17 protein-coding genes are annotated in these 23,555 nt (G+C 60.8%); 6 read left to right on the plus strand and 11 right to left on the minus strand.

What is annotated here, in order from left to right:
* Positions 1-213: 213 nt before the first annotated feature.
* Positions 214-378 (plus strand): DUF4113 domain-containing protein, encoded by a 165-nt coding sequence (locus tag IG197_RS29640; protein ID WP_246765444.1) that lies wholly within the window; start codon positions 214-216, stop codon positions 376-378.
* On the opposite strand, the gene IG197_RS29645 is transcribed toward IG197_RS29640, so the two are convergent.
* From IG197_RS29645 to IG197_RS29660, 4 genes are all read right to left on the minus strand, one after another.
* The gene (locus IG197_RS29645) at positions 354-1,079 is read right to left on the minus strand and encodes a hypothetical protein (protein WP_192320146.1); all 726 of its coding nucleotides are present in this window, start codon (positions 1,077-1,079) and stop codon (positions 354-356) included. The two genes, IG197_RS29640 and IG197_RS29645, sit on opposite strands and share 25 nt — an antisense overlap.
* Entirely contained in the window at positions 1,069-1,545 is a 477-nt protein-coding gene (locus IG197_RS29650; RefSeq protein WP_192320148.1) for a hypothetical protein, read from the minus strand. Before IG197_RS29650 ends, IG197_RS29645 begins: the two co-directional genes overlap by 11 nt.
* A complete protein-coding gene (locus IG197_RS29655; RefSeq protein ID WP_192320150.1) occupies positions 1,545-2,150 on the minus strand; it encodes a GIY-YIG nuclease family protein in 606 nt (201 codons plus the stop codon). Before IG197_RS29655 ends, IG197_RS29650 begins: the two co-directional genes overlap by 1 nt.
* Before the next feature lie 182 nt (positions 2,151-2,332).
* On the minus strand, positions 2,333-2,815 hold the full coding sequence (locus IG197_RS29660; RefSeq protein ID WP_192320152.1) for a hypothetical protein: 483 nt from the start codon (positions 2,813-2,815) through the stop codon (positions 2,333-2,335).
* Between the two features lie 127 nt (positions 2,816-2,942).
* On the opposite strand from IG197_RS29660, the gene IG197_RS29665 reads away from it, so the two are divergent.
* The 3 genes from IG197_RS29665 to IG197_RS29675 all read left to right on the plus strand — a co-directional run bounded on the left by IG197_RS29665 (position 2,943) and on the right by IG197_RS29675 (position 5,804).
* Positions 2,943-3,872: a hypothetical protein gene (locus IG197_RS29665; RefSeq protein WP_192320154.1), complete on the plus strand. Its 930-nt coding sequence runs from the start codon at positions 2,943-2,945 to the stop codon at positions 3,870-3,872.
* Positions 3,873-4,282: 410 nt separating this feature from the next.
* On the plus strand, positions 4,283-5,368 hold the full coding sequence (locus IG197_RS29670) for an AraC family transcriptional regulator (RefSeq protein WP_192320156.1): 1,086 nt from the start codon (positions 4,283-4,285) through the stop codon (positions 5,366-5,368).
* Positions 5,369-5,591: 223 nt separating this feature from the next.
* Positions 5,592-5,804: a hypothetical protein gene (locus IG197_RS29675; protein WP_192320158.1), complete on the plus strand. Its 213-nt coding sequence runs from the start codon at positions 5,592-5,594 to the stop codon at positions 5,802-5,804.
* Positions 5,805-5,879: 75 nt separating this feature from the next.
* On the opposite strand, the gene IG197_RS29680 is transcribed toward IG197_RS29675, so the two are convergent.
* The 7 genes from IG197_RS29680 to IG197_RS29710 form a co-directional block, all read right to left on the minus strand.
* Positions 5,880-7,367 carry an HlyD family type I secretion periplasmic adaptor subunit gene (locus IG197_RS29680; RefSeq protein ID WP_192320159.1) on the minus strand — a complete coding sequence of 496 codons (1,488 nt, stop codon included), beginning with the start codon at positions 7,365-7,367 and terminating at the stop codon, positions 5,880-5,882.
* 3 nt (positions 7,368-7,370) lie between these two features.
* Positions 7,371-9,089 (minus strand): type I secretion system permease/ATPase, encoded by a 1,719-nt coding sequence (locus IG197_RS29685; protein ID WP_246765445.1) that lies wholly within the window; start codon positions 9,087-9,089, stop codon positions 7,371-7,373.
* Positions 9,090-9,230: 141 nt separating this feature from the next.
* On the minus strand, positions 9,231-15,107 hold the full coding sequence (locus tag IG197_RS29690) for a DUF5801 repeats-in-toxin domain-containing protein (RefSeq protein ID WP_192320161.1): 5,877 nt from the start codon (positions 15,105-15,107) through the stop codon (positions 9,231-9,233).
* 1,263 nt (positions 15,108-16,370) lie between these two features.
* The gene (locus IG197_RS29695) at positions 16,371-17,501 is read right to left on the minus strand and encodes a hypothetical protein (protein WP_192320163.1); all 1,131 of its coding nucleotides are present in this window, start codon (positions 17,499-17,501) and stop codon (positions 16,371-16,373) included.
* A 118-nt stretch (positions 17,502-17,619) separates the two neighbouring features.
* Positions 17,620-18,843 (minus strand): TadE/TadG family type IV pilus assembly protein, encoded by a 1,224-nt coding sequence (locus IG197_RS29700; RefSeq protein ID WP_192320165.1) that lies wholly within the window; start codon positions 18,841-18,843, stop codon positions 17,620-17,622.
* A 125-nt stretch (positions 18,844-18,968) separates the two neighbouring features.
* A complete protein-coding gene (locus tag IG197_RS29705) occupies positions 18,969-19,748 on the minus strand; it encodes a GGDEF domain-containing protein (RefSeq protein WP_192320167.1) in 780 nt (259 codons plus the stop codon).
* 154 nt (positions 19,749-19,902) lie between these two features.
* A complete protein-coding gene (locus tag IG197_RS29710) occupies positions 19,903-20,268 on the minus strand; it encodes a thermonuclease family protein (protein WP_192320168.1) in 366 nt (121 codons plus the stop codon).
* 569 nt (positions 20,269-20,837) lie between these two features.
* Here IG197_RS29710 and IG197_RS29715 point away from each other — a divergent pair.
* A complete protein-coding gene (locus IG197_RS29715) occupies positions 20,838-21,764 on the plus strand; it encodes a transglutaminase-like cysteine peptidase (RefSeq protein WP_246765446.1) in 927 nt (308 codons plus the stop codon).
* Between the two features lie 334 nt (positions 21,765-22,098).
* Positions 22,099-23,544: a TolC family outer membrane protein gene (locus tag IG197_RS29720; RefSeq protein ID WP_246765447.1), complete on the plus strand. Its 1,446-nt coding sequence runs from the start codon at positions 22,099-22,101 to the stop codon at positions 23,542-23,544.
* Positions 23,545-23,555: the final 11 nt, after the last annotated feature.

The following is a 23,555-nucleotide window of genomic DNA, read 5'->3' on the forward strand; positions in this document are numbered from 1 at the left end:
GACCTCATTGCGGTTGTTGCCTTCCTAAAACTCCTAGCCCGAAAGCTGCCGCTAGGTCGCACGAGGCTCGAAAACTGGCTTCACTGCCCAACAGTTAGTCTTGGATGAACAGTAAGGTCGGCATCATCACTCAGGATTTGGTGATGCCATCCTCGCGCAACATGCTCTTTTCGACGGCATCGACCATGAACGAGCGGCGAAGGAATGGCAGCAATGGATGAAGCCAATAGGCGCTGGGGGCGTGGCACGGTCGTGCCGGCCGATGTCGGCATTGCGGCGAAGTCAGCCTTTACAACCAAATTCGCGATGCCATCGCCTCATTCCACGACGAGGTGGGAAGGGCTTCCAAATGCCTATTGGGTACCCTCGCCGTCATAGCGGTCCTTGCCGTCACGTTCCTCACGCCACTTTTGCAGAATCGCTGCACGCGCTTCCGGTTGAGGCCTTTCGGCCAAAAAGGCCTGCAGCAGGTTTCGCGTCATCCTGAGCGCAATGTAAAAAGTGTCCGCAAGATCGTAATAGGCGCTCTCCGGCCATTTGGCATCCACGCCAGACAGGTTGAAGAACGTGTCATGATCAAGGTGAGTGAGCTTCGAAGTGACGTTCATTCGATCGAGATGGACATAGGCAGATGTAGCCTCATAAGACTCTGAGACCCATTCATATTCCTTTGACAGCTCTTCGTGGAGGATCTTGTCGCGAAGCGCGTCTTTGGTCCCCGCCAACTTTAAGCTCGAGTACTTGGCGCCATGCATGAGCTTGGTGCCGGCATCCTCGATGTCGTCGACTAACGTGAGGCCGAAGAGCCGCATCGCTGCCTCGATCTGCATGCGTACCACTGCCGCGGCGGCCACGGTGTTTCGAGCATTCACCAGAAGTTCGAATGCGTTGGCGTTCGATGTGCTCTTGGTCACCGCAGCCAACGAAAACCACTCTACGTCCGCGAGAAAACTCCCCTGAGGCGCATAGGTCTCGTCGGGCAGAAGCTCGATCTCTCGCGAAATCGAGCGGATGCGATCGAGACGACCAGCCAAATCCGGTACTTCCGGCAACTCGATAAGTTTTGTCTCAACCGCCAATGTCCACCCTCCTAAGCCGATCGGAATCGGCGACACGCGCATCGGCCGCTCTGATTTGACCCTTAGTCAGCGACCGCTGGCCGGAGAATACCGCCGGCAGAGCAGCTACGGCGATATGCTCGGGCCCGTTGAACACCACAAGACCTTTCGCCCGCTCGAAGTCCAGGTCGAAGAACAGGAGATGCTGTGCCTTCGCCTCTGTCTGACGGAATGCTGGCCCAGAACCGGTGCCTGTAGCCTTCACTTGCACCGTCCGACCATCGGGGGAACGACCGTCGATTCCAGCGGTTGATCTCGCCTCAGCAAGACGGAGGCCGAAAAGCTCAACGGCAATGGCTTCGCCCAAATCACCGACCAGATTGCCGTCCAGGGTGAATTTCAAGCCCACTGCCTTATAGTAATCGCGCAGTTTATTGCGGGCAGCGACGAGATCGGCGATCGCAGGCGGAAGATCGAACTCCAGCATCAAGAAACGCCCATCTTGTTCCAAGACGGCTGAATCATGTCGATCAGTCCGGCCTCGAGCCCGGCAGCCGTATGAATTGGCAAACCGTTCCACTCCAGCGCTGGCGGCACGGCGATGTAGATCTCAACAACGGCGCCTGCGCGGGAGTGCTCGCCGATGATCCCGTTGATCCGCTGGCTGGTGCGCTGCGTGCTGCCCGGCTTGGAGTAGCTGTACATGCGTCGCGCGAACCCCATCTTTGTCAGCCCGATGTATTTGACGGCGCCATCGACGACGAAGGCATAAACACCGGGGTCCTTGGGCGCCGGCGCGGAAAGCCCGATGCCAGCATCGGCGACTACCCAGCTGCCTAGCAATGTGAACCCGGCATCAATGAGCATATCGACCGCAGTCTCTTCGCGGACGGCAGGCAATGGTTTCGTCGCTGGTAAGATCACGATCCCGCGCTGCAGGCCCTGATTGATGCCGGCGTCTACAGCAACCTTCCGAACATGCTGGTAACGAATGTCGAGGAAGCGAGCGACGTCCGCGCGAAGATAGCCCTCGCGGAGCAGTGCCCTGATCTTATCCGCGGTCGTGTCGAAGCCAATGACAACCTCTGACATTGATCTCATGAAGAAGGGGCTCCCTGTTTGGAGGAGCCTATGGTCGCCGAGCGACCATGGTCAATGTTTGCGATCGAGCTTTTCCTCGGCTCTGTCGCGGCGTTTCGGATACTATCGACGGCTTTCTTCACCGCCTCTTTTGACACGTGCTCCTTGTCGGCCTTCGTAGCGGAGCCATGATCCTACTGGCCAGCGACCTTGATCGCGTCTTCCTTCAGCTGCTTATAGGTCTTTCCGATTGCCTCAATGAAGCCGATCCTCTCGCGATCTGCTTCCTCTGTCTTGCCATCCTTAATCAGCTTGTCCAGTTTCTTCTCGATATCGCCAGCAGTCTTGATCGCTGGCAAGGAAGCTCCGGAGCCGATGAGAAAGTTCAGATTGCCGGATTGGATGTAGGGCGCCAAGAGCTTCGCTGTTTCCTCATCGTCATTACTGACTATGTGGGATTTGCACCATAGCAAACCGTCTCTCAAGCCAGAAGAATCTACAATCCGAGATATGTTAGATGCCCCGTCGCCGAAGCGATAGGCCTCGGCTACTTGATCCTTGCCACAGGAGAAGCGGGCGCCAACTGGCCTCCATCCCGCCGCCCGGAATGCCGATTCCGGACGGCTATCAAAGCCCACACATGGTGGATCGACGACTGACAGGGCGCGCGCAAGCAAGGTCTGCTTTTAAGAAGCTGCGAAGTGGCCCGTTAGGCCGATATGGGGCGCAATCCCGTGACTCTATGGGGCGATGGACTTCGCCGCGCTATTGGCAGAAACTCGCTCGCGAAATGCGGGGAACGAAATGCTGCGGGCAACTGACGAAGAGATTGAAGAGGTCAAATCCTACTTCAATTGGCAAGCTCCTGACTTGACCATAACCTTCCTGCAGAAGGTATATTCCGAAAAAGTTGTTAGCCATGCGCACCACGTCTGGGACGTTCATACCGACCGTGATCGCTGGTGGGTAATCACCAACCCTAACAATCTCTACTCGCAAGACCAGTTCCCGAATATGGACTTGGCCCTCACGTTCCACATCGGTCTCTGCCTACGCACGCCTCGTTCGGAGGAACAGCAGCTCAAAGATCTGCGTGTTTTGCCGTTTGGAGCGGTGTTCGCGCAAATGGAGGAAACAGAAGCCGCTCTGTCTCAAGCAGCCGACGTTGCGGGCTACCAGGCGGTCGGCATGAGGTGCAGAGAGGTGTTACTCACTCTCATCGGAGTGGCGCAGGACGTTACGATCTGGGAAAGCCCGGCGGTTCAGCGGGCCAATTTCAAGGGTTGGTCGGAGATCATTGCCAACGAAATGCTGGCGGGCGACAAGAACAAGGAGCGCCGAAGAGCTCTCAAATCTGCCATGGAGGAAGCATGGGTCTTTGCAAACTGGCTGACACACGCCAAATCAGCTGTTTGGATGGATGCCGAACTCGCCAAGTCCATGACCAGTCATGCCATGGGGATCTGTGTTTCCTATTTTATGCGCCGCCTGCGTGACGTACCCGACGCCTGCCCGCAATGTCAGTCGCCTCGACTCGAACCGCAATATGGCAACAGCGAAACTTCGCCTGACACACTCTTTGAATGGCCGCATTGCGCGGACTGTGACTGGGAGGGAAAACCGGTGACCGTTGCTCAGCTCAATGGCTTCGAGGGATTGGTGACCGGTGAGGGCGAGCGCTCAGATGAGCACAGCGTGATGGCCGCCCCCTTTCGAACAATCAAAAGACCCTAATGCGTGTCGCAAGATCGCACGGGCAACTGGTCCAAGCGAATGTCTGTCCGCTTTTGGACGTTGAGCAACTTAGGTCGAACGTCTCCAAACGGGCGCGAAGATGCCGTTCACACCCCTGTGGTCTTGCCGGAGGGAAATGGCACACCTTCGCTCGACGCCAAATGGCAATTGGAGGGTCCTAGAGGCTATCCCGCGTGTCCCGCCAAACACCGCCAAGGCTAAAGGCAATTTTCGCGACATGAATGTACAAGCAGTGGACCTTGCGCCAATCATGATCGGTGCGCTCCTCCACCACTCGTTCATAACTTGAAATTCGCATTGCTCGGCAATATCGTTGTCGCACCTCGGTTCGCTGGCATCTGGACCACCTGTCACCAGCAGCCGATCAGCGCTCGAACCGAGTCGGTGACATGCAGGCTGGGACCGATCCGAACAATCCTGCATTGGCGTGTGGCGAGGAACCGGAAGGATTCCGGCTCGCACGCATCCGCGACCTGCAGGATCTGGAAGGCGGCGTGTATTGGCCACGGCTACAGCCGCACTTCCTCAATCCTCATTTCAAGCTGTTGCGCTACAAGATACAGGAGGGGACCGGAAGCGACCGGACCCCGAGGGTCTTCTCGGTCCGGGGCGCGAGCGGGGTCGGCGAGCTGGACGTCGCCTACATTGCGGATCGGCTCGCCGCGTCGCTGACGGTCACCGAATCCGGCATACCCGACTACTGCCTCACCGCCGTGAGCAGGGGCGCCCTTGAGTTCGGCGGCGGCGCACGGACAGTGCTTGGAATCGACCGCAGCGTGGGCCTGGTGTACCGCGGAGAGCCCGGAACGACGCTGTCTGCGACCGGGAGCCACGAGCGACTTTCGTTGTGGATCCCTGCGAAGAGCCTGAACCAGCGATTGGCTGCGTTGTTAGGTGGGCCCGTGCCGAAAGATCTCGCCTTTGAACCGGTCTTCGACTGGGGCGCGATGCCAGCGCAGAGCTTGAGGCGCCTTATGAAGTTGATGGTGGAGGAGCTCGGCGCGCCGACACCCTTTTCGGGCAGCGAACTCGCCAGCCGTTCCTTCACCGACCTCATGCTCTACACGCTCCTGCGCGCAGTCCCTCACAACCATTCGGATCATCTGGCACGGACAGGCAGCTCCGCTATCCCGGGAACCATACGGCGGGCGGAGGCCTATATCCACGCCCATCTCGAAGAGCCAATCGCGCTGCATGAGGTCGCGGAGGCGGCGGGGTGCAGCGTGCGCAGCCTGCAACTTGGCTTCCGGCGGTTCCGCGAGACGACGCCGCTGGCATCGATCCGCCTCGCCCGCCTCGTGGCGGTGCGTGACGCTCTCCGGTCCGGTGACATCGCGGGCACGGTCACCGACCTCGCCCTTCGGTTCGGCTTCACCAATCCCGGCCGCTTCGCGCACGACTACAAGGCGGTATTCGGTGAGACCCCGCGCGAAGCCTTGCGTCGCGATTCAGGACATCGACGACCCGGTCGGTGATCGAGGCGCCACGCAGGCCTGGGTGCTTCGCCACTTTCGCGATGTTTGCGCGATCTGTCCTGTTCTTTCGCTTTCCGCATAGAACACCGCCTTAACGTTGCGGAAGATGGCCTATCGCGCTCAGTCCGGCGAAGCCGCAACGCAGCGGCGGGGAGTGAAGCGATCGAGAGGCAGTCTGGGCAGGAGCCCGGGCTAAACTCTCTGCGGGCTAAAGGGGTCGATCATGAAACTTGCGCTATCTGCAGTTCTGGCAGTGCTTGCACTGTCGCAAAACGTACAGGCGGAGACCAAAACGGTTACGGCTGAAAAGAAAGTAGTCGCGGTCGAAAAAAGCCTTCCGGTTCTCGACAAAAAAGCCACCGGGTCGATCAGGCCTGCATCCGACAAAACCGACAAAAATCTGCCTTACCCTCCCGCGCTATGGTTTAGTTTCTAAAGCGAGGCTCGTCCTTCCTGCTGGGCAATAGCGCCTCGCGTTCAACCTGAACCTTCGAAGGGGCAGGCAGAATCGCTAGTTCTCCCGCATGCCTCGATTGAGCGAGTCGCGAAGCGGTGCGAGCATGTAGTCGAACAGCGTGTGCTCACCGGTTAATATCATGACCTCGGCAGGCATGCCGGGAGACAGGCGGACCCCGTGGAGCTTGCCCAGTTCAACGGCGTCGACTTTCACCTTGGCGAGAAAATATGGCTCTCCGGTGCGCTCGTCGGTGAACCTGTCCGCCGACACCGAGGTCAGCAGGCCGTGGATCTGGGGCAGATGGCGTTGCGGATAGGCTGACAACACCACGCGGGCGAGCATGTCGGGATGCAGCATGTCGATGTCGGAAGGCTTGATCCGGGAGTCGATGATCATGTTCGGTTCGCTCGGCACGATGTCGAGGATGGGCTGGCCGCTGGCGATCACGCCAGACTCCGTGGTCACACGCAGATTGATGACGGTTCCGGAGATCGGCGCGACGACGGTCGTCCGCGCCAGCACGTCCTGACGCCAGGGCAACTGGCTGCGAACCTCGGCAAGACCGCCCCGTATCTTGGTCAACTCCTCGTTCACCGCTTCGCGGTCTTGCTGGCGAAGGTTGAGGAGCTGCATCTCGGTCTCGCCGATCTGCTGCTGGTTGCGTGCGACCTGGGCGCGATTGGCCGCCTGGTTCGCCCGGATGTCGGCCTGGGCACGCTGCATCGCCAAGACGCGGGGCAATCGTTCCAGCCCCTTCTTGTAGAGCGCCTGCGCCGACTGGATTTCGCGGTCGATCAGAGCCAGCTGTTCGTTCTGGGCCACCATGACTTCATTCAGCCCGGTGATTTCTTCTTCGATCTGCCGCCGGCGCTGCTGGAGAATCCGCTCCCGTCCTTCGCGGGACGCAAGGCGGCTTTGCAAAAGCTCCTGCTCGCCGGCCTTGAGCTGCTCCGTGTCCTTGCCTTCGCGCGCCGCCAGTTCCTCGGGGAAGATGATTTCGGTCGCGCCGACAAGTTCCGCCGCAAGGCGTGCCTCGATCGCCAGCAAATGCACGTAGCGTTCGTCGAGCTCGTCGAACCGCCCTTGCGCATCGGTCGCCTTCATCGAGATCAGCACCTGACCGGCAGTGACCTTGTCCCCTTCCTTGACGAGGATGGCATTGATGATGCCGCCTTCAAGGTGCTGGACGGTCCTGCGATAGCCTTCGGGGCTAACGACACCTTGTGCCACGACGGCGCTGGCGATCATGGCCATGGCCGACCAGACACCGAAGCCGCCGACAAAGATCGCAGCCGAGAGGTAGCCGAGAAGGCGGGCCGAGCGCGTGCGGCTTTTGAGGTCGCGCCGGGATGCCCGATAGGCGCGGGAAGGCCGCTGCAGAAACCACAGGAGGATAAGCAGCAAGCCGAGCCCCGCGGCCACGGCCAGGGCCAGGGCCATCGACATGTCGACGGCGCCGAATCCGCTCAAGGCCATCATGTCGCGAACAGCTGCGGCCAGCTGCTCGACCAGTTCTGAGAGTTCTCCGAGAAGCTCGTTCATCGCTTACTCCGCCGCGTTGAGCTTGACCGCTGCGTTAACGGCAAGACCGCCCTGACCGGGAGCCGCAGTGACGATCTTCGGCGGCCGCCCGGCCAAGGCGCCCAGCACCTCGTCGCGTGGGCCGAACATCCGGATGCTGCTTTCATGCATGAAAAGCACGTTGTCGGCGGTGCGCAGTAGGTTCGTCTGATGGCTCACCACCACCACGGTGCGCCCTTGCTGCTTCAACTGCTCGAGCACCCGGAACAGCGCCAGTTCGCCCTCCCCGTCGAGGCCGGCATTGGGCTCGTCGAGCACGACCAGGACCGGATCGCCGAATAATGCGCGGGCCAGGCCGATGCGTTGCCGCTGGCCGCCCGACATGCGCGTGCCGCGCGGGCCGACCTCGGTCTGATAGCCCTTGGGCAACCGCAGGATCATGTCATGAATGCCGGCAAGCTGGGCTGCGGCGATCACAGCCGCGCTGTCAACGTCGCGCATGCGCGAAATGTTGTCGGCAATGGTTCCGGGGAAAAGTTCGACCTGCTGCGGCAGGTAGCCGACATGCATCCCCAACTGATCGGCGGGCCAGTTCGAAATCTCGGCGCCGTCGAGACGCACATGGCCGAATGAGGGCTGTAACGCCCCGACGAGCAGGCGGCACAGCGTCGATTTCCCGGATCCCGAGGGACCAATGACACCGCAGGTCATTCCTGCTGGCACGCCGAAGGACATTGCGTTCAACAGGACCTGCTGGCTATCCGGTGCGACGTAGCGCAATTCCTCGATGTTGAGGCGCCCCTGCGGCGGCGGCAGCATCACTTCACCGTACTGGGTCGCCTGGTCGTCGGCGAAGAGCTGCATGAGGTTGCGGCGAGCTGCCCGCGCCGCAACGAAGCTGCGCCAGGCGCCGATCGAGCGTTCTATCGGTGCGAGTGCGCGGCTCAGCACGATCGATGCGGCAATCATCGATCCGGGCGTCAGTTCGCGGCGCAAGACGAGATATGCCCCGAGCCCCAGTATGGCCACCTGCAGGGCCAGGCGCAGGGACCGCGACAGGCTGCCGATAATGGTCGTTCGCTCGAACAACCGCTCCTGAAGGGCCATCAGCGCTTGCTGAGTGACTTCCCAGCGTCGCAACGCCGTCTGGACCATGCCGAGCGCGCGCAGCGTCTCGGCACCGTCGATATACTGTCCCGCAATCGTCTGGTTGCGGCGCAGGCCGGCCGTCGCTTCCTGGCTCTTCTTGCGGGTCAGAAATTCATTGGCGAGCGCGCCGCAAAACAACAGGATCGCACCGGCAATCCCGATCAAACCCAGCACGGGATGGAGCAGCCAGATGAAGGCCAGGAAGACAGGTGTCCAGGGGGCATCGAGGAAGGCCAAGATGCCGTCGCCGGAAATGAAACTCCGCAGTTCCTGAACATCCTTCAGGCCGGCGTCGACGTTGATACCCCTGAGGCGTGCGTCCATGACCCGCTCGATCACCGGGACGCTCAACTGATCGTCAAGCCATTGGCTGATGCGCCCGAGGATCATCCGGAGGGCTTGTTCCAGGAGGCCATAGACGGCGATCGCGCCGATCACGGCGAGCGTCAGCCACAACAGCGTGTCGATCGACCCACTCGACAGCACCCGGTCGTAAATCTGCAGCATGTAGATGGCGCTGGAGAGCAGCAGCAGGTTGGCAAGCAGGCTGAAGAAAAAAAGAGCAGGCGCCTGCCGCCACGCCAGATGGATCACCTCCTGGAATTGCGGTCTTGGCTGTATCACCGATAGCCCCCGTTTCGATGCTTCACTCGGGGCTGTCCAGGCCCCCAGACCGGTACCCGGTCGGTGTTGTCAGAACGGGGGGCAGCTTGGCTGCCCCCCGTCGGTAACATGTCAGGCGATCTCAACAAGGATATGCTGCATCGCCGTCTGGTCCCCATCGGCGTCCTCCAGCTGGAAGGCGAAGTCGAGGCTGGCATTAGGCGTCTCGGTCACGGTCGACGTGAAGCCGATGTCGGTGATCTTCAGCACGTCATTATCGACGGCATCGAAATTCACCAGACTGCCGGTCGCATTGCTGCCGCCGCCAGCGCCGGTCGCGCCGGTCAGGTCGATCGCCGCGTTGGCGCCGGTGATACCGTTGCCCGACTGCATGATCTGCACACCCTGCAGCACATAGTCTTCGCCGGCCGCGTTGTAGTCGTTCTGTTCGATGATCAGGAGGCCGTCATTGTTGTCGAGCGTGAACTCGCTGTCATAGGGAGTTGGGACCTGACCCGTCCTGAAGATGTCCGCGTTCGCCGCGTACACAGCACGCGTGATCGTGGAGTTGTCGTCCGCGTTTCCGGCGATGTTGTCGGCGCCGTTCTTGTCGATCAGGTTGAGGATCAGCATCAGGTCTTCGCTGTTGCCGATGCCGTCGAACTTGATGGCCATGGCGCCGGCGGTCGCCGTCGGGGTGAGGGCCTCGCTCTGGATACCGACGTTGCTGTTGAAGAACCGCAACGTCAGCAGTTCGCCTTTCTGGATCGTGTCACCGGCGACACCGTTGGTGCTCTGCGTCGCAGACACCCAGGTTTCATTGTTGTTGCTCACCATCTCATGTCCACCGACGGTGAATGTGGAGTCGGCGGACGAGTTCTCGCCATCACTGGTCAAGCTGAACGGGTTGGGTTTGGTGATCGCATTGCCGGTAAACTGTACGTAGAAGTCTTCGTCGGTCGGTGTGCCCGGGTCATCCGCCTGCAACCGCGACACCACGATCTGCGGGTGGCCGACGTTGCTGGTGGGCTCCTTGGACAGGAGCTGACTGGTGTGGATGACATCGAAGGTGAAGCCTTCCAGCGGGTCGGTCAGGGTGATGGTGTAGGTGTCGTTGACCTTGTCGAAGACGAGGGTGCCACCGGCCGTCCCCGTCTGGACGCCGGCCGCCGGGTCCTTGTCGTAGGTGAAGCTGAAGTTGAACGTCGCAGAGGTGGGGCTCTCCGACGCAAGCGTCACCTCCTGGGTAAGGAGGCTGCCTCCGCCGCCACCGACAATCGTGCCGCTCAATCCGATCTGGACGCCAGCAAGCGCACTCTGGTCGACAAAATCAGAACCACCGCCCGTATAATACGCGGCCAGGCGGCCATCCGTGCCGATGTCGTAGCCGAATGCCCCGGTCGCCGACGCATTGAGCGCATTTGCCAGGGTCTCGTGGGTCCCGTTACCGTTGCCGGCGTTCTGGTCGCCGTCGAACGGCGCCGTAATCCGCGGGCCGTCATCCCTGATCTGAACCTTGTCGCCGATGGCGATGCTGGTCTGGTCGGTGTCGCCGTCGCCGTCTTCGATGTCGACCACGGCCAGCAGCACGCCGTCGGCCATCGTCTTCACGTCGTTGGGATTGGTGTCGTCCGGATGGGCGATCGCCAGATATTGCGCGACGCTGAGAATACCGGCCTGGTCGAGCGAGATGGCGATGGCCACGGCGTCGGTGTTGTCGACGCTGCCGTCATTGTCGTCATCGACCCGGCCAACGACGAGGCCGCCGGCCTCGACATTGAGCAGGATGTTGTGTCCGTCGAGCGTGTCGAAGCCTGAATCGGCATTCGCGGCGCTGACGTCGAGCGACAATGTTTCGCCGCCGTCCCCGTCGGCACCGAAGTTCGAACCGGGCGTCACCGCCGCCGAGGCGCTGGCTGCCCAGCCGAGCGCCGCGCCGAGCGCGGCGAAAACGGCAGGCAAGGCAGTCGCCTTGTCGTTGGAAGCCGCGTCGACGCCCGCCGTCTCGTCATGCAGCACATCGGCGTCTTCTTCGGTCAATTCGGCCGTTGGGCCGTCGTCCTCGAAGTTGAAGGCATCGCCGATATTGACCGTGGCGTCGTCGGTGTCGCCGTCACCATCGGTGGCGGTCGCCGTCATCGTCACCAGGTCGGCTGCGGCAAGTTTCGCTGCCGAAGCGCCGCTCTCTTCCGGATCCGCCGGGTCGTCATGGACGACCGAACGGTTCTGGGTCAGCGTCACCTCGCCGGTGTTTTCGTCGACGCTGATCACGAAGGCGACCGTGCTCGTGGCGTTCGCCAGATAGCCTTCGACTTCGCCGCTGGCGTTGAGGCGCAGCAGGATGTCGTCGCCACTCAGCGTGTCGTCGAGCCCGCTATCGACACCCGCACTCTTAACGCCAAGCGCATAGGTGATGGCGTCAACGTCCTGGACATCGTTGTCGTCGCTGTCCTTGAAACCGTCGGTGCCGAACGTCGCGGTGAAGATGGTCGAGAAGTCATCCGAGTCGCTGTCGGGAATGTCGGTATCATCGGTGGTCAATGTTGGAACGGCGCCGTCCGCCGTCACTGTCAGGCCGTCGTCCTCGAAGTTGAAGGCGTCGCCGATATTGGCCGTGGCATCGTCGGTGTCGCCGTCACCATCGGTGGCGGTCGCCGTCAGCGTCACCAGGTCGGCCGCGGCGAGTTTCGCTGCCGAAGCGCCGCTCTCTTCCGGGTCCGCCGGATCGTTATGGACGACCGAACGGTTCTGGGTCAGCGTCACCTCGCCGGTGTTTTCGTCGACGCTGATGACGAAGGCGACTGTGCTCGTGGCGTTCGCCAGGTAGCCTTCGACTTCACCGCTGGCGTTGAGGCGCAGCAGGATGTTGTCGCCGCTCACCGTGTCGTCGAGCCCGCTATCGACACCCGCACTCTTGACGTCGAGCGCATAGGTGATTGCGTCGGCGTCCTGGACATCGTTGTCGTCGCTGTCCTTGAACTCGTCGGTGCCGAACGTCGCGGTGAAGATGGTCGAGAAGTCATCCGAAGCGGTATCGGGAATGTCGGTATCATCGGTGGTCAATGTCGGAACGGCGCCGTCCGCCGTCACGCTCGGACCGTCGTCTTCGAAGTTGAAGGCGTCACCGATATTCGCCGTGGCATCGTCGGTGTCGCCATCACCATCGGTGGCGGTCGCCGTCAGCGTCACCAGGTCGGCTGCGGCAAGTTTCGCTGCCGAAGCGCCGCTCTCTTCCGGATCCGCCGGGTCGTCATGGACGACCGAACGGTTCTGGGTCAGCGTCACCTCGCCGGTGTTTTCGTCGACGCTGATCACGAAGGCGACCGTGCTCGTGGCGTTCGCCAGATAGCCTTCGACTTCGCCGCTGGCGTTGAGGCGCAGCAGGATGTCGTCGCCACTCAGCGTGTCGTCGAGCCCGCTATCGACACCCGCACTCTTAACGCCAAGCGCATAGGTGATGGCGTCAACGTCCTGGACATCGTTGTCGTCGCTGTCCTTGAAACCGTCGGTGCCGAACGTCGCGGTGAAGATGGTCGAGAAGTCATCCGAGTCGCTGTCGGGAATGTCGGTATCATCGGTGGTCAATGTTGGAACGGCGCCGTCCGCCGTCACTGTCAGGCCGTCGTCCTCGAAGTTGAAGGCGTCGCCGATATTGGCCGTGGCATCGTCGGTGTCGCCGTCACCATCGGTGGCGGTCGCCGTCAGCGTCACCAGGTCGGCCGCGGCGAGTTTCGCTGCCGAAGCGCCGCTCTCTTCCGGGTCCGCCGGATCGTTATGGACGACCGAACGGTTCTGGGTCAGCGTCACCTCGCCGGTGTTTTCGTCGACGCTGATGACGAAGGCGACTGTGCTCGTGGCGTTCGCCAGATAGCCTTCGACTTCACCGCTGGCGTTGAGGCGCAACAGGATGTTGTCGCCGCTCACCGTGTCGTCGAGCCCGCTATCGACACCGGCACTCTTGACGTCGAGCGCATAGGTGATGGCGTCGGCGTCCTGGACATCGTTGTCGTCGCTGTCCTTGAAGCCGTCCGTGCCGAACGTCGCGGTGAAGATGGTCGAGAAGTCATCCGAAGCGGTATCGGGAATGTCGGTATCGTCGGTGGTCAGCGTCGGCACGGTACCTTCCGCCGTCACCGTCAGGCCGTCGTCTTCGAAGTTGAAGGCGTTGCCGATATTGGCCGTGGCATCGTCGGTATCGCCGTCATCATCGGTGGCGGTCGCCGTCAGCGTCACCAGGTCGGCCGCGGCGAGTTTTGCTGCCGAAGCGCCGCTCTCTTCCGGATCCGTCGGATCGTTATGGACGACCGAACGGTTCTGGGTCAGCGTCACCTCACCGGTTTGTTCGTCGACGCTGATCACGAAGGCGACAGTGCTCGTATCGTTCGCCAGATAGCCTTCGACTTCGCCGCTGGCATTGAGGCGCAGCAGGATGTTGTCGCCGCTCAACGTGTCGTCGAGCCCGCTGTCGACACCGGCACTCTTGACGCCAAGCGCATAAGTGAGCGCGTCGACGTCCTGGACATCGTTGTCGTCGCTGTCCTTGAAGCCGTCCGTGCCGAACGCCGCGGTGAAGATGGTCGAGAAGTCATCCGACGCGGTATCGGGAATGTTGGTGTCGTCGGTGGTCAATGTCGGCACTGTACCGCCCGCCGTCACCGTCGGGCCGTCGTCTTCGACAAAGAGCTGGTCGCCGACCGACTGGGTAACGTTCACCCCCTGCGAGATGTCGACCCGGCCGACGTCGAACTTGCCGACGACGCCGGTAACCTGGAAGCGATTGAATGTTTCCGTCCCGGGCGTGCCGCTGTCGTCGGTGAAGACCTGCACCGTATATTCGGTATCAAGACCGGAAACCGTCACGGTGCCGTCGGCATTGAACGTGACCGTGCTGGTCGAGGTCGTGGTGTCGACGACGACTTGACCGGTCTCGTCCTTGACGACCACGCGCACGATGTCCACCGCGGTATCGTCGGCAAGCGCGCTATCGCCCGCATCATTTCCGAGATCGGGGCCGGCATCCGGCAGATCATTGTCGATATAGCTGCGGCCCTCTTCGGGGTTGGTCCCCGCGCCACCGGCGCTGAACGCGCCGATCTTCAGCGTGTAATCGGTGTTCGGACTGCCCTCGGTCTGGGAAATGAAGATCGCTGCATCGGTGACATCGACGAAGTCGTCATAGTTCATGTTGTCGATGTCGCCGAATGTGCCCGTTGCCTGGCCGGAGACGAAGCTGAACACCGCCGTCTCACCTGGGTCGAACATCTGGTTGTTGACGCCGATCGTGGCGCCTGTACCGCCCTGGCTCGTCTTGATGTTGTCGCCCGAATTGTCGAGCGTCCCGTCGGCCTTGATGACCGGATGCAATCCGCTCACCACCAGCCCGACATCCGCCGTGCCCACGGCAACGAACAGGTGATTGCCCGAGTCCAGATTGTCGAAGTTGAAGGATGTCGAGCCCGTGGCCGTGACGTTGAGGACGTCGCTCCAGTCGATGCTGTCATCGCCGCTTGTCGCGTCGGGATGGGCGATGGCCTCGAAGGTCACCATCTCAATGCTGGCACTGAGGTTGTCGCCGGCTGCGTTCAGATAGAAGGCGGCGACCACATCGCCTTGGCCGGCAATTGGGCTGGTCGTGGCTAGCACGATCTTCCCGCCCTCGAAGGAGTGGAAATAGATGTTGTCCCCGTCTACCGTTTGCAGCGGATTGCCGTTGAAGAAGACCTGGTCACCGTCGAGCGGGTCGCCGTTGAGGTCGGAAAAGAACAGCTCGCTGATCGTGCCGCCATCCGGAGTGACCGTTACGAGCGCAGGCCCGCTCACCGAGGCCTCGACGTCGTCGGCGTAAGCAAGCTGGCCGGCCGAAAGCTCGAGGTCGCCGCCCAGTCCGAGCAGGAAATCCTTGAAGAATGTCGAAAGCCCAGTGAGGTCGTTGCTGACGACGGTATCGTCGTCCTGGACACCGGAGCTTTGATCCAGAATGAGTGTGTCGGTGATTTCGATCGTCGCCATGACCTGTCTCCACTGTGCGGCCGGCACAGACGCGACCGCCCGCGCGGCACAAGACACCACACGCTTGCATGTCCGCCGACATCGGTCAGCAGCACGCATTTCGGTTTACTGGAACTGGGAATAATCAGCCGGCTTAAGGGGGTAGAGGGTGTTGAGGGGGCGCGCCGCTACCGCTCCCCGCTCCGTGCCCCATCAGGCATTTCTTCGGAGGCGGATCCTGTGCGCTTCAGGCGCACACACGCGGTAAGTGCAGGTCAAAAACAAAGAGGGCATTGCCATTGCCCCTCCCCCGGCAGGCTGCATACAGCCTGCGTTCAACCCAAGTTGCCCAACACTAAAATTTTACTCCAATCCCACGCTAATTCAAGATAGCACTCTTGATCTAGATGCAACCCTGGATTTAAGAGCATTTTGGCTCGAACTCAGCGTCGGTTCACCCTGATCTCGCCGTGCGAATCCGCCAGTCCGCATGTGCTTTGCCTTGCGCATCTGTGCATCGAGCCCATGCCCCGCCTCGGCACCAGTCGCGCGAAATGCATGCACCAGTCACTGACGTCGCTCGTCAACCGTTTGATTGATACAATTAACGCGAGCATATTTACCGGGCCTGCACGCGGTTGTCATAAGCTGCATGAGCCGGTCCCGTACGACAGCGACAAAGGGCCGCTCGATTGAAGGGCCAGGGATGACCCAGGGATGACAATGAGCACTACGGTATCACGGATTCGGGCAAGAATGCACCCAGGTGGCTCCCGGCAAAGCTGGTCTTAAGCTTACAAGCCGATTGACAAGCTACTTGCAAGTCGGATTGCTGACGTCCGCAGGGGCGCCCGTCGCCTGATCAAGGCAGATCCCTGCTTCCAGCAGTACCTTTGTCAATGCTTCGGCCTCGCCGCAATGAAAGCATATTAGCGCGGACCATTCGCGCTGTTCCAAAACATAGTCGAGTGGCAGTTCAAAGGCTGCGGCCGGCAGGCGGCCAAGAGGCAAATTTTACCGAGAACCCTCACCAACGCCCCCTGGAAGATTCTTCGCACGCACAACGGTATATCACAACCTACACACGGTGGTGCTGTGAGCGCACATGGAGCGCGTTCCTGCCAACTCGAAATGAGATGCGATCGGAGCAGTCAGAGCTTTTTTGAAACGGCGGGTAGAAGCACTACGGCCAAGGAAGGTTGATTACTGTAATTGCATGACGGCCCACGGCGCATCCTAACCGCTGCCGATGCCGGCTGCGGTTAGGATTTTTGACTTACGTCTTTAGTTGACGGGCACCACGAGGGGCGCAGGGGCCGGCTCTATCGCAACCTCGGGTTCTGGTTCGAGCACCGGTGTCACTTCCGCTGCCTCTGTCGGCAGGGTGGCCTTGATCTCGTCGATCTTGCCGTAGGCATCGCCAACGCCAAGAACATCCTTGGCCCAATCCATAACCTCGTCATTCAAGTAGTCGTCGCCATATTCAGCGACGCGATTGGGATTGGCTGCTGCGAGCAGCGCCTCCTTGAGGTCGTCTTCGCTGGTGCCTTCGGCCGCGGCATCGGCCGTCGCTTGGGCATCTGCGAGTTCCTCTTCTGCCTTGGCCAAATCAGCCGCGGCCGCAAGTGCATCGGACAACGCTTCCTTCTCGGCCTCGAATGCGGCCAGTTCGGTGGGGTCGACAGGTGGCTCCAAGGCATTCAGTGCGTCGAGGCGTGCCTGAAGTGCATCAGCGGTCGGATCCACGATCGGCGCACTGCCGTCAAAAGGCACGATGGCTGCTGCGGCCGCATCCAATGCAGTCTGCAACTGGGCTGCCTTTTCGGCTGCTGCTGCAGCAGCTTCGACCGCCAATTCGGCCTGGGCTGAATTCAGCACATATTCCCTGACAAGCGCCATGCGCGGAGACTGCGAGTTCAGATAGGCATGATAGTTGCGATTGAGCGAGTTGAGACCCGCCAGACGCGCATTGAGGTTCTTTTCCTTGACAGGCTTTGTCCCTGGCACCTCCACGGAGGCGGGCAGAACATTGGCCGTCAGTGCTTTGGGATTCTGCTTGGCCTTGGCGGTTTTCGGCGCCGTGTGCTTGTTGCCCGCAGCCGCCGACTTTTTCGTCTGTCCGCCGCTGAAGATCGACTTCATCAACCCGCCAACAGAGGCCGGCTGAACACCCCCGCTCGATTTGGTTTTACCGGCAGCCGATGCAGACTTGCCGTTGGACGAGCCGCTGCTCTTGCCACCACTATTGCCCCGATCGCCGCCACCACCATTGCCGCCGCCACCGCCATTCTCGCTCTTGGCGAAAGCTGAAGTCTGGGCGAAACTGCCGACTGACCCGATGTCAAGCTTGATCGGCAATGCGCTGATGGCGAGCGCGGATGCCGCGCTGACAAGAAGCTTCCTGCTATTGGTCACCGTATTTTCTCCCTCTCTCGGTGCAGAATTCGAATCAAGCCCGACGCCACATTAGGATCCCGCGATACGCGTGCCAGCCAACTCGTGTTGCAGTTTGAAATGTCTTGATGGCATGCCATCAGCGCACCAGCCTGATGATGCGGCCGGCATACATTTTCTTGCCACCGAGCTCGGCTTCGCAGTTCGACGTGACCGATGAATTGCCGGTCATCTCGATGGTATTGGCGACAATACGAATACACTGACCTGAACCCGACATCTCAGAGTTGCCGGCATAAAAGACATGCGCGCTCGGCGCGTAGATGAATCCGGTCACATCCGAACCAGCCCCACCATTGATAACCACGGAATTGGTGTTGGTCCGCTGCTGGTAGATCGTAATGCCTGCGTAGATTCCTTCCGATGGCGGTGACAGATTGATGATCTCGTTGGCGTTCGAGGTGAATTCCGCGCCTTCCATCAGGAAAATCGTCACGCCACTCCCGGTAAGCGAACCGTTGCCGCCCAGTTTTATCTGCCCGCCTCTCAGAACGTATATTCCTGGTTCGAGTGTGACCTCGCCAGAGATTGTCTTATCGCAGAACGTACCCGGTGATAGCGTTTTGGTCTTGCCGCCAGGCACTGACTTGCAGGCCGTATAGGACGGCGGAACGACGTTCGCGAGCGGGTCGAGCGACGCATATTGGTTCTCACGCGGAATGCCGCAGGCGAGGTTTGTGTTGTAGCCGGTGAAGCCATCCGTACGGCCGACGGTCGTCACGCACTCAGCCGCCACCTGCGCCGATCCACCTCTCGATACTGAGTCGCTGGCGCTGGAGTTCGAGGCAATAACACAACCATCAAGCACGACCTGGGTCGAGCCCTGAAGCTTGACCGCAGCCGATGCGGCCGGATCGAGCGCCAGCACACAAGCCGGCTGTCCAGGCGCCACCTCGACCACAGCGCGCCTGGCGGTCCGCCATTCGATGTTCCCGACCATGCCCGGCAGCTCGATCGTCGAGGTGACCTCAATGTGGCTGATATCGCCCGAGGTCGTCGCAGACGCATCTAAATCAGTGACCTGATCTTTGTAGATCAGCTCGCTCGCATCGTCGCGGGTCCGCGCGAGATTCGAATCAAAGAAGTCTCTGCCGAGGCTTATCAGTTCGTCCCCGGACATGCCTGAGTAATATTTAGTTGCAATCGCGAGCGCAGAGACATCGAGCGAGTTCTGCAGTTTGTTCGCCTTGTTGTTAATGCTGACGAAGTCGACCACGCCGGCTACGCCGGTCATGATCGGCACCATGGCAATGGCTGTAATGACCGCGAAATTGCCGTGCTCCGACCCGAGAAAATTCCGCATGGCCTGCCCCGCCAGAAGTTGCAGTCACATTAGGGCATGCTGACATTTATGGATTTGTTGCCGGAACCGTTAAAATGCCTACGACTTGCAGAGAAGTAGCGATGCCCTAGCGTGTAGTGCCTACTTCAGGCATTGAGGGTGGGCTTGTCGTCGCTATCGTCCGACATATCGGTAAATTCGACACGGTTGCGGCCACGGGCTTTTGCCTCGGTCAAACGACCATCAGCCTTGCGGAACATCTCGTCGAACTCGAACTGATCGTCGAACAGGACTGCTCCCACACTAACCGTCAGCGGGCATTTGCGGCCTCCCGGCTCGAGCACGGTATCGGATATGGAGCCCCGAATGCGCTCGGCGACACGCTCGGCATTCTCCTTGCTGGCGCCGGGCAGGAAGACCCCGAACTCCTCGCCGCCGATGCGGCCGACGAGATCGCCGCCACGCACCGACGATTTGATTGCACCGGCAACGATCTTGAGAACCTCGTCGCCCCAGGCATGGCCAAATCTGGCATTGATCGCGCGGAAGTCGTCGATGTCGACGACCAGCAAGGCGCCCTGGCGGCTGGAAGGCGAATTGCGAAAGGCGTCGATCAGACTGGCGAACACGCTACCGTTCAGGCATGAGGTAAGGGCATCGACCGAAGACAAGCGGCTGACTTCGGATTTCAGCGCGCCGAATTTGCGTCGTTCGTTGGCAATGATCGTAAGAAGCGGTGCAGCAACAACACCAGCAACGACGCCGGCGCCGATCACGCCGCGCCAGAATGCGCCGTCGGCCTGGCCCTGAAACAGCAGTGCCGCGGCGCCCGCCGCGACGACGACGCAAGCAGCCGTGCCAAGACCGGCATAGCGCGCCACCGCCCCAAAATCGCCAGCCGTATTCCCCGTACCAGAAGTGTCCACGCCAGATCCCTCCGCTCCCATGGTCGAATCGATCTACCTGTGGAGAATGAAACATTCCTTGTGCGATTTCGAACAGTTTGACGAAACCGGTCGAATGTCGCGTCGTTTCAGCATAATAACAGCCTCGAACGCCGGTTTGAATGGCCCGGCAGGCTCAATCTGGCGGCCCGAACACGCCCATTTTTGCCTTGCGCGCCACGGCCTCGGCCTTCTCGTACCCGCCGCCTGGCCGCGCGTAGGCCCAGCCATTGGCAACCAGCCAGGCACCGATATCCTGTTTGCCAAGCCTGCAAGCGGCCGCAACCGGCTGCCTCTCGGCCGGCGAAAACACCTGACACAGCGGTGCGCGGCCTCGCAACCAGTAGCGGAAGGCGAGCCTGGCACGTTCGCCACAGCGCCATGCAACGCCTGCGAAGTCGCAGGACTGGTCCGGTCCGACCGGCTCGGTCCCGGCGACGAAGATGGTATGGCCCATCGCCTCGAACGAAGCCGATGAAGTCACGACCGGACGGAAGAGCACGGTGCCCTCCCAATCATCAGGCTTGACCGGTTTGGGAGGCGAGGCAAGCCCGAGCTCGCTGAGCGGCGGCCTTGCCTCGATCCGCTCCAGCCCAAGCCCGGAAACCTCTGGCGGCGCGACGAAATGCGGCGCGATTGCGCGCGAGGCAGCAGATTCCGTCGACCTCGCCGGCCGCCCTGTTCCAAGGACTCGAAGTGGCTGGCGTTCTGTGTCAACCGCACCAGCGTCGCTGAAAACAGGCGGTCTTGGCAGGTTAGGCACTGACGCGACCACGAACGCGACAAGGCAGATGGCTGTCGCGGCTCCGATCTTGCTCAGCAGGGAACGCACCAGCTTCATGTGTCTTACCACACTGCAGAGGAGCGGCGTCACGACCAAATTGCCTTGTTCCAGTTTCACAACAAGAAGGCCACGGATCGCGGCACAGCGCCAGCCACCTATGCAGCAAGTGAAAAGATTCGATAAAATTTGATCTAAAATATCGCCTCAATATTACAGAAGAATTTCCCTAGTTCCTTTCCGATAATTTGATACGCCGTTGCTATCGTTCATCAAAATAGGTGAACGCGATGATAGCAACGACAGCCAATCCTGCAAGATACCTGACCAAGAGCTTCGCAGCCGCGGCATTCCTTGCCGCCTTAATGCAAGGCGCCACGGCAAGTCAGGATCGCGCCACTGAAGCAACCGTCTCGATTGAGACGCGCATGCCCCAGCTTCTTGGTGGCTTGATGCTGGCGGAACCTCTGGCAGCCGTTGCAGCCCAGCCCTTCCAGTTCGGACCGGACTTCGACGGCTACGGGCTCGTTGCGCGAACCGCAGTTGATCAAGCGGAAACGCCGGCTGGCGTCGACCCGATGAAGACTGCGGCCATCATCCCGGGCGTTTTCGGTTCCGTCGCAATTCCGATGCGCAACTTCCCGGTGGCTGGCCGGTGGGCCAAGGTCTATCGCGACATCGGCGGCTGCACCGAAACCTCATGCGGCAAGAATGGCGCCGCACTTTTCGGACTTGCCGCGGACAGCCGCGACAGGAAATTTCTCGACAAGCTTGCCGTCGTGAACCGCGCCGTCAACACCATGATCGCCTATCGCAAGGACCAAGGCGTTTATGGCAATCTCGATTACTGGGCGAAGCCCTCCGAAATACTGTCGCGCGGCGCCGGCGACTGTGAAGACTTTGCCATTCTAAAGATGTCGGCACTGATCAAGGCGGGCGTTCCGGCACAAAGCATGTCGCTGGTGGTTCTCCAGGACGCGAGTCGGGGTGTCTTCCACGCGGTGTTGTCCGTTGCCACCCAAAGTGGAACCTTCATCCTCGACAATCTGAGCAACCAGGTCCTGCGCGACGAGGCACTCAAGAGCTACGTGCCCCTCTACTCCTTCAGCACCGATCGAGCCTGGATCCACGGCGCGCGCGCCGGATCAGGGCAAATCGCGTCTGCAGGCAACAATTTTGCTGCTATTGCGCCTGGTGAAGGCCCATTGGCTCAATAGATCGACGCGGACCGGCGACCCGATGCGGAAGATTTCTACACGAATCAACTGAGCGGCTCCCGCCCAAGAAATTTCTAGCGGCACGAATGTCAGGAGATCATGTGTAGTGTCCAGCTTCGCAACCTCAGCGTTTAACCCGACCCGGTCACTTTAGTGCCACGAGATGTAGCATTTTTGCATCAGCGCTCAGGTCAAATGGCGCAAAACCAGTGAAAACTACGCCAGAGTGATCAAAACGCTGTCGATTTTAGTTCACTGCTGGATAATTACGTCTAGTTGGGTACGATCGGGTTCCCGAACGCTTCGGCATCGGGATGGAGTGGGGAGATACTTAATGCCTAAGCGCCTTGGACAACTGGCGGTACGGCTGACCGTCATGCTTGCTGCGACCATGCTGTCGGGCACGGGTGCAAATGCGCTGACGCTCAAGGAAGCAATGGCCGTCGCCGTCGAATCCAACCCGGAAATCGGCCAGGCCATCGAGAACCGCGAAGCAATCGAATTCGAGCTCAGGCAGGCGAAGGGGCTCTACCTCCCAAGCGTTGACCTTGAAGCATCGACGGGCGTGCGCCGCCTCGACAACCCGTCACGGCGCCTGAGCGGCATCGAAGACGACGAGTTGTACCCGTCGGAGGCTGGCGTGGTGGTCACCCAGAAGCTGTTCGACAACGGCGCGCGCCGCGCCGAACTGACCCGCCAGGCCTCACGCGTCGACGGCGCATCCTTCCGCGTTCTCGAACGCTCCGAGTTCATCGGACTGTCGGTCGTCCAGGACTACCTCGAATACCTGCTGCAGGCCCAGATCGTGGGCGACGCCAAGCGGAACCTCGGTTTCCATCAGTCGATCCTCGGCGACATTCGCGAAGGCATCCAGGGCGGCGCCCTGACCGACGCCGACCGTCAGCAAGCCGAAGAACGGCTGTACGCCGCCAAGGCCCGTGTGCAGGAAGCCTCTGAAGAGCTTGAAGCGGCAAAGATTCGGTTCTTCAAGACCGTCGGCAAGCCGCTGACCAACCCGTCCAAGCCTGGTTCCGTCGCCAAGGCCCTGCCCCGCTCGCTCGATGATGCGCTTGGCCTTGCGCGCCGCAACAATCCGCGCGTCCACATGGCCAACAGCGATATCGACGCGGCTGCGTCGCTCGTCGATGCGGCCCGCGCCAAATACGGCCCCGAGGTCGTCGCCGAAGGTCGCGCCCGGATCGGCAATGACATCGACGGCGCCGAAGACGAAACCAACGATCTGCAGGCCCGGCTGGTTTTGCGCTGGAACCTTTATCGCGGCGGCATCGACAAGGCCAACGAGCAGGAGCAGATCCGGCGCGTCAGCGAACAGCGGCTCGCCCTGCACCAGGTGCAGCGCGAGATCGAGGAGGCAGTGCGGATTTCATGGGACCGCCGCTTCCGACAGGCTGATCTGGCCAAGACGCTGCGCCAGCAGTCCATTGCCAACGACAGGCTGGTCACCTCTTATCGCGAGCAGTTCAAGGTCGGCCAGCGCTCGCTGCTCGACGTGCTGGACGCGCAGAACACGCGTTTCAACACAGCGACGCTTTCCAACACCGCCGCATTTGCGTCGCTCTTTGCCGAGTATCGCCTGCTGGCAGCAACTGGCCAGTTGCTCAAAACGATGAACCTTGCGCCGGCAAAGCAGGCTGACGCCTATGCCCGAACAGAGTTCAACGTGCCGGCGACAGCCGACACCGAGACCTATGCGCGGACACCTTCGCAGCAGGCAAACGACATGCCTTTTGATCTCTTGGCCCCAGTCAGAAAGAAGTAGGGCGTCTGACG

It is taken from the genome of Aminobacter sp. SR38 (assembly GCF_014843375.1).
Taxonomy (GTDB): domain Bacteria; phylum Pseudomonadota; class Alphaproteobacteria; order Rhizobiales; family Rhizobiaceae; genus Aminobacter; species Aminobacter ciceronei.

What these genes read in the sequence shown, in the direction of transcription:
- IG197_RS29675 (WP_192320158.1), top strand. Translation starts at nt 5,592, where the DNA reads ATGAAACTTGCGCTATCTGCAGTTCTGGCAGTGCTTGCACTGTCGCAA.
- IG197_RS29680 (WP_192320159.1), bottom strand. Translation starts at nt 7,367, where the DNA reads ATGAACGAGCTTCTCGGAGAACTCTCAGAACTGGTCGAGCAGCTGGCC.
- IG197_RS29720 (WP_246765447.1), top strand. Translation starts at nt 22,099, where the DNA reads ATGCCTAAGCGCCTTGGACAACTGGCGGTACGGCTGACCGTCATGCTT.
- IG197_RS29650 (WP_192320148.1), bottom strand. Translation starts at nt 1,545, where the DNA reads ATGCTGGAGTTCGATCTTCCGCCTGCGATCGCCGATCTCGTCGCTGCC.
- IG197_RS29670 (WP_192320156.1), top strand. Translation starts at nt 4,283, where the DNA reads ATGCAGGCTGGGACCGATCCGAACAATCCTGCATTGGCGTGTGGCGAG.
- IG197_RS29640 (WP_246765444.1), top strand. Translation starts at nt 214, where the DNA reads ATGGATGAAGCCAATAGGCGCTGGGGGCGTGGCACGGTCGTGCCGGCC.
- IG197_RS29665 (WP_192320154.1), top strand. Translation starts at nt 2,943, where the DNA reads ATGCTGCGGGCAACTGACGAAGAGATTGAAGAGGTCAAATCCTACTTC.
- IG197_RS29715 (WP_246765446.1), top strand. Translation starts at nt 20,838, where the DNA reads ATGATAGCAACGACAGCCAATCCTGCAAGATACCTGACCAAGAGCTTC.
- IG197_RS29655 (WP_192320150.1), bottom strand. Translation starts at nt 2,150, where the DNA reads ATGTCAGAGGTTGTCATTGGCTTCGACACGACCGCGGATAAGATCAGG.
- IG197_RS29690 (WP_192320161.1), bottom strand. Translation starts at nt 15,107, where the DNA reads ATGGCGACGATCGAAATCACCGACACACTCATTCTGGATCAAAGCTCC.
- IG197_RS29700 (WP_192320165.1), bottom strand. Translation starts at nt 18,843, where the DNA reads ATGCGGAATTTTCTCGGGTCGGAGCACGGCAATTTCGCGGTCATTACA.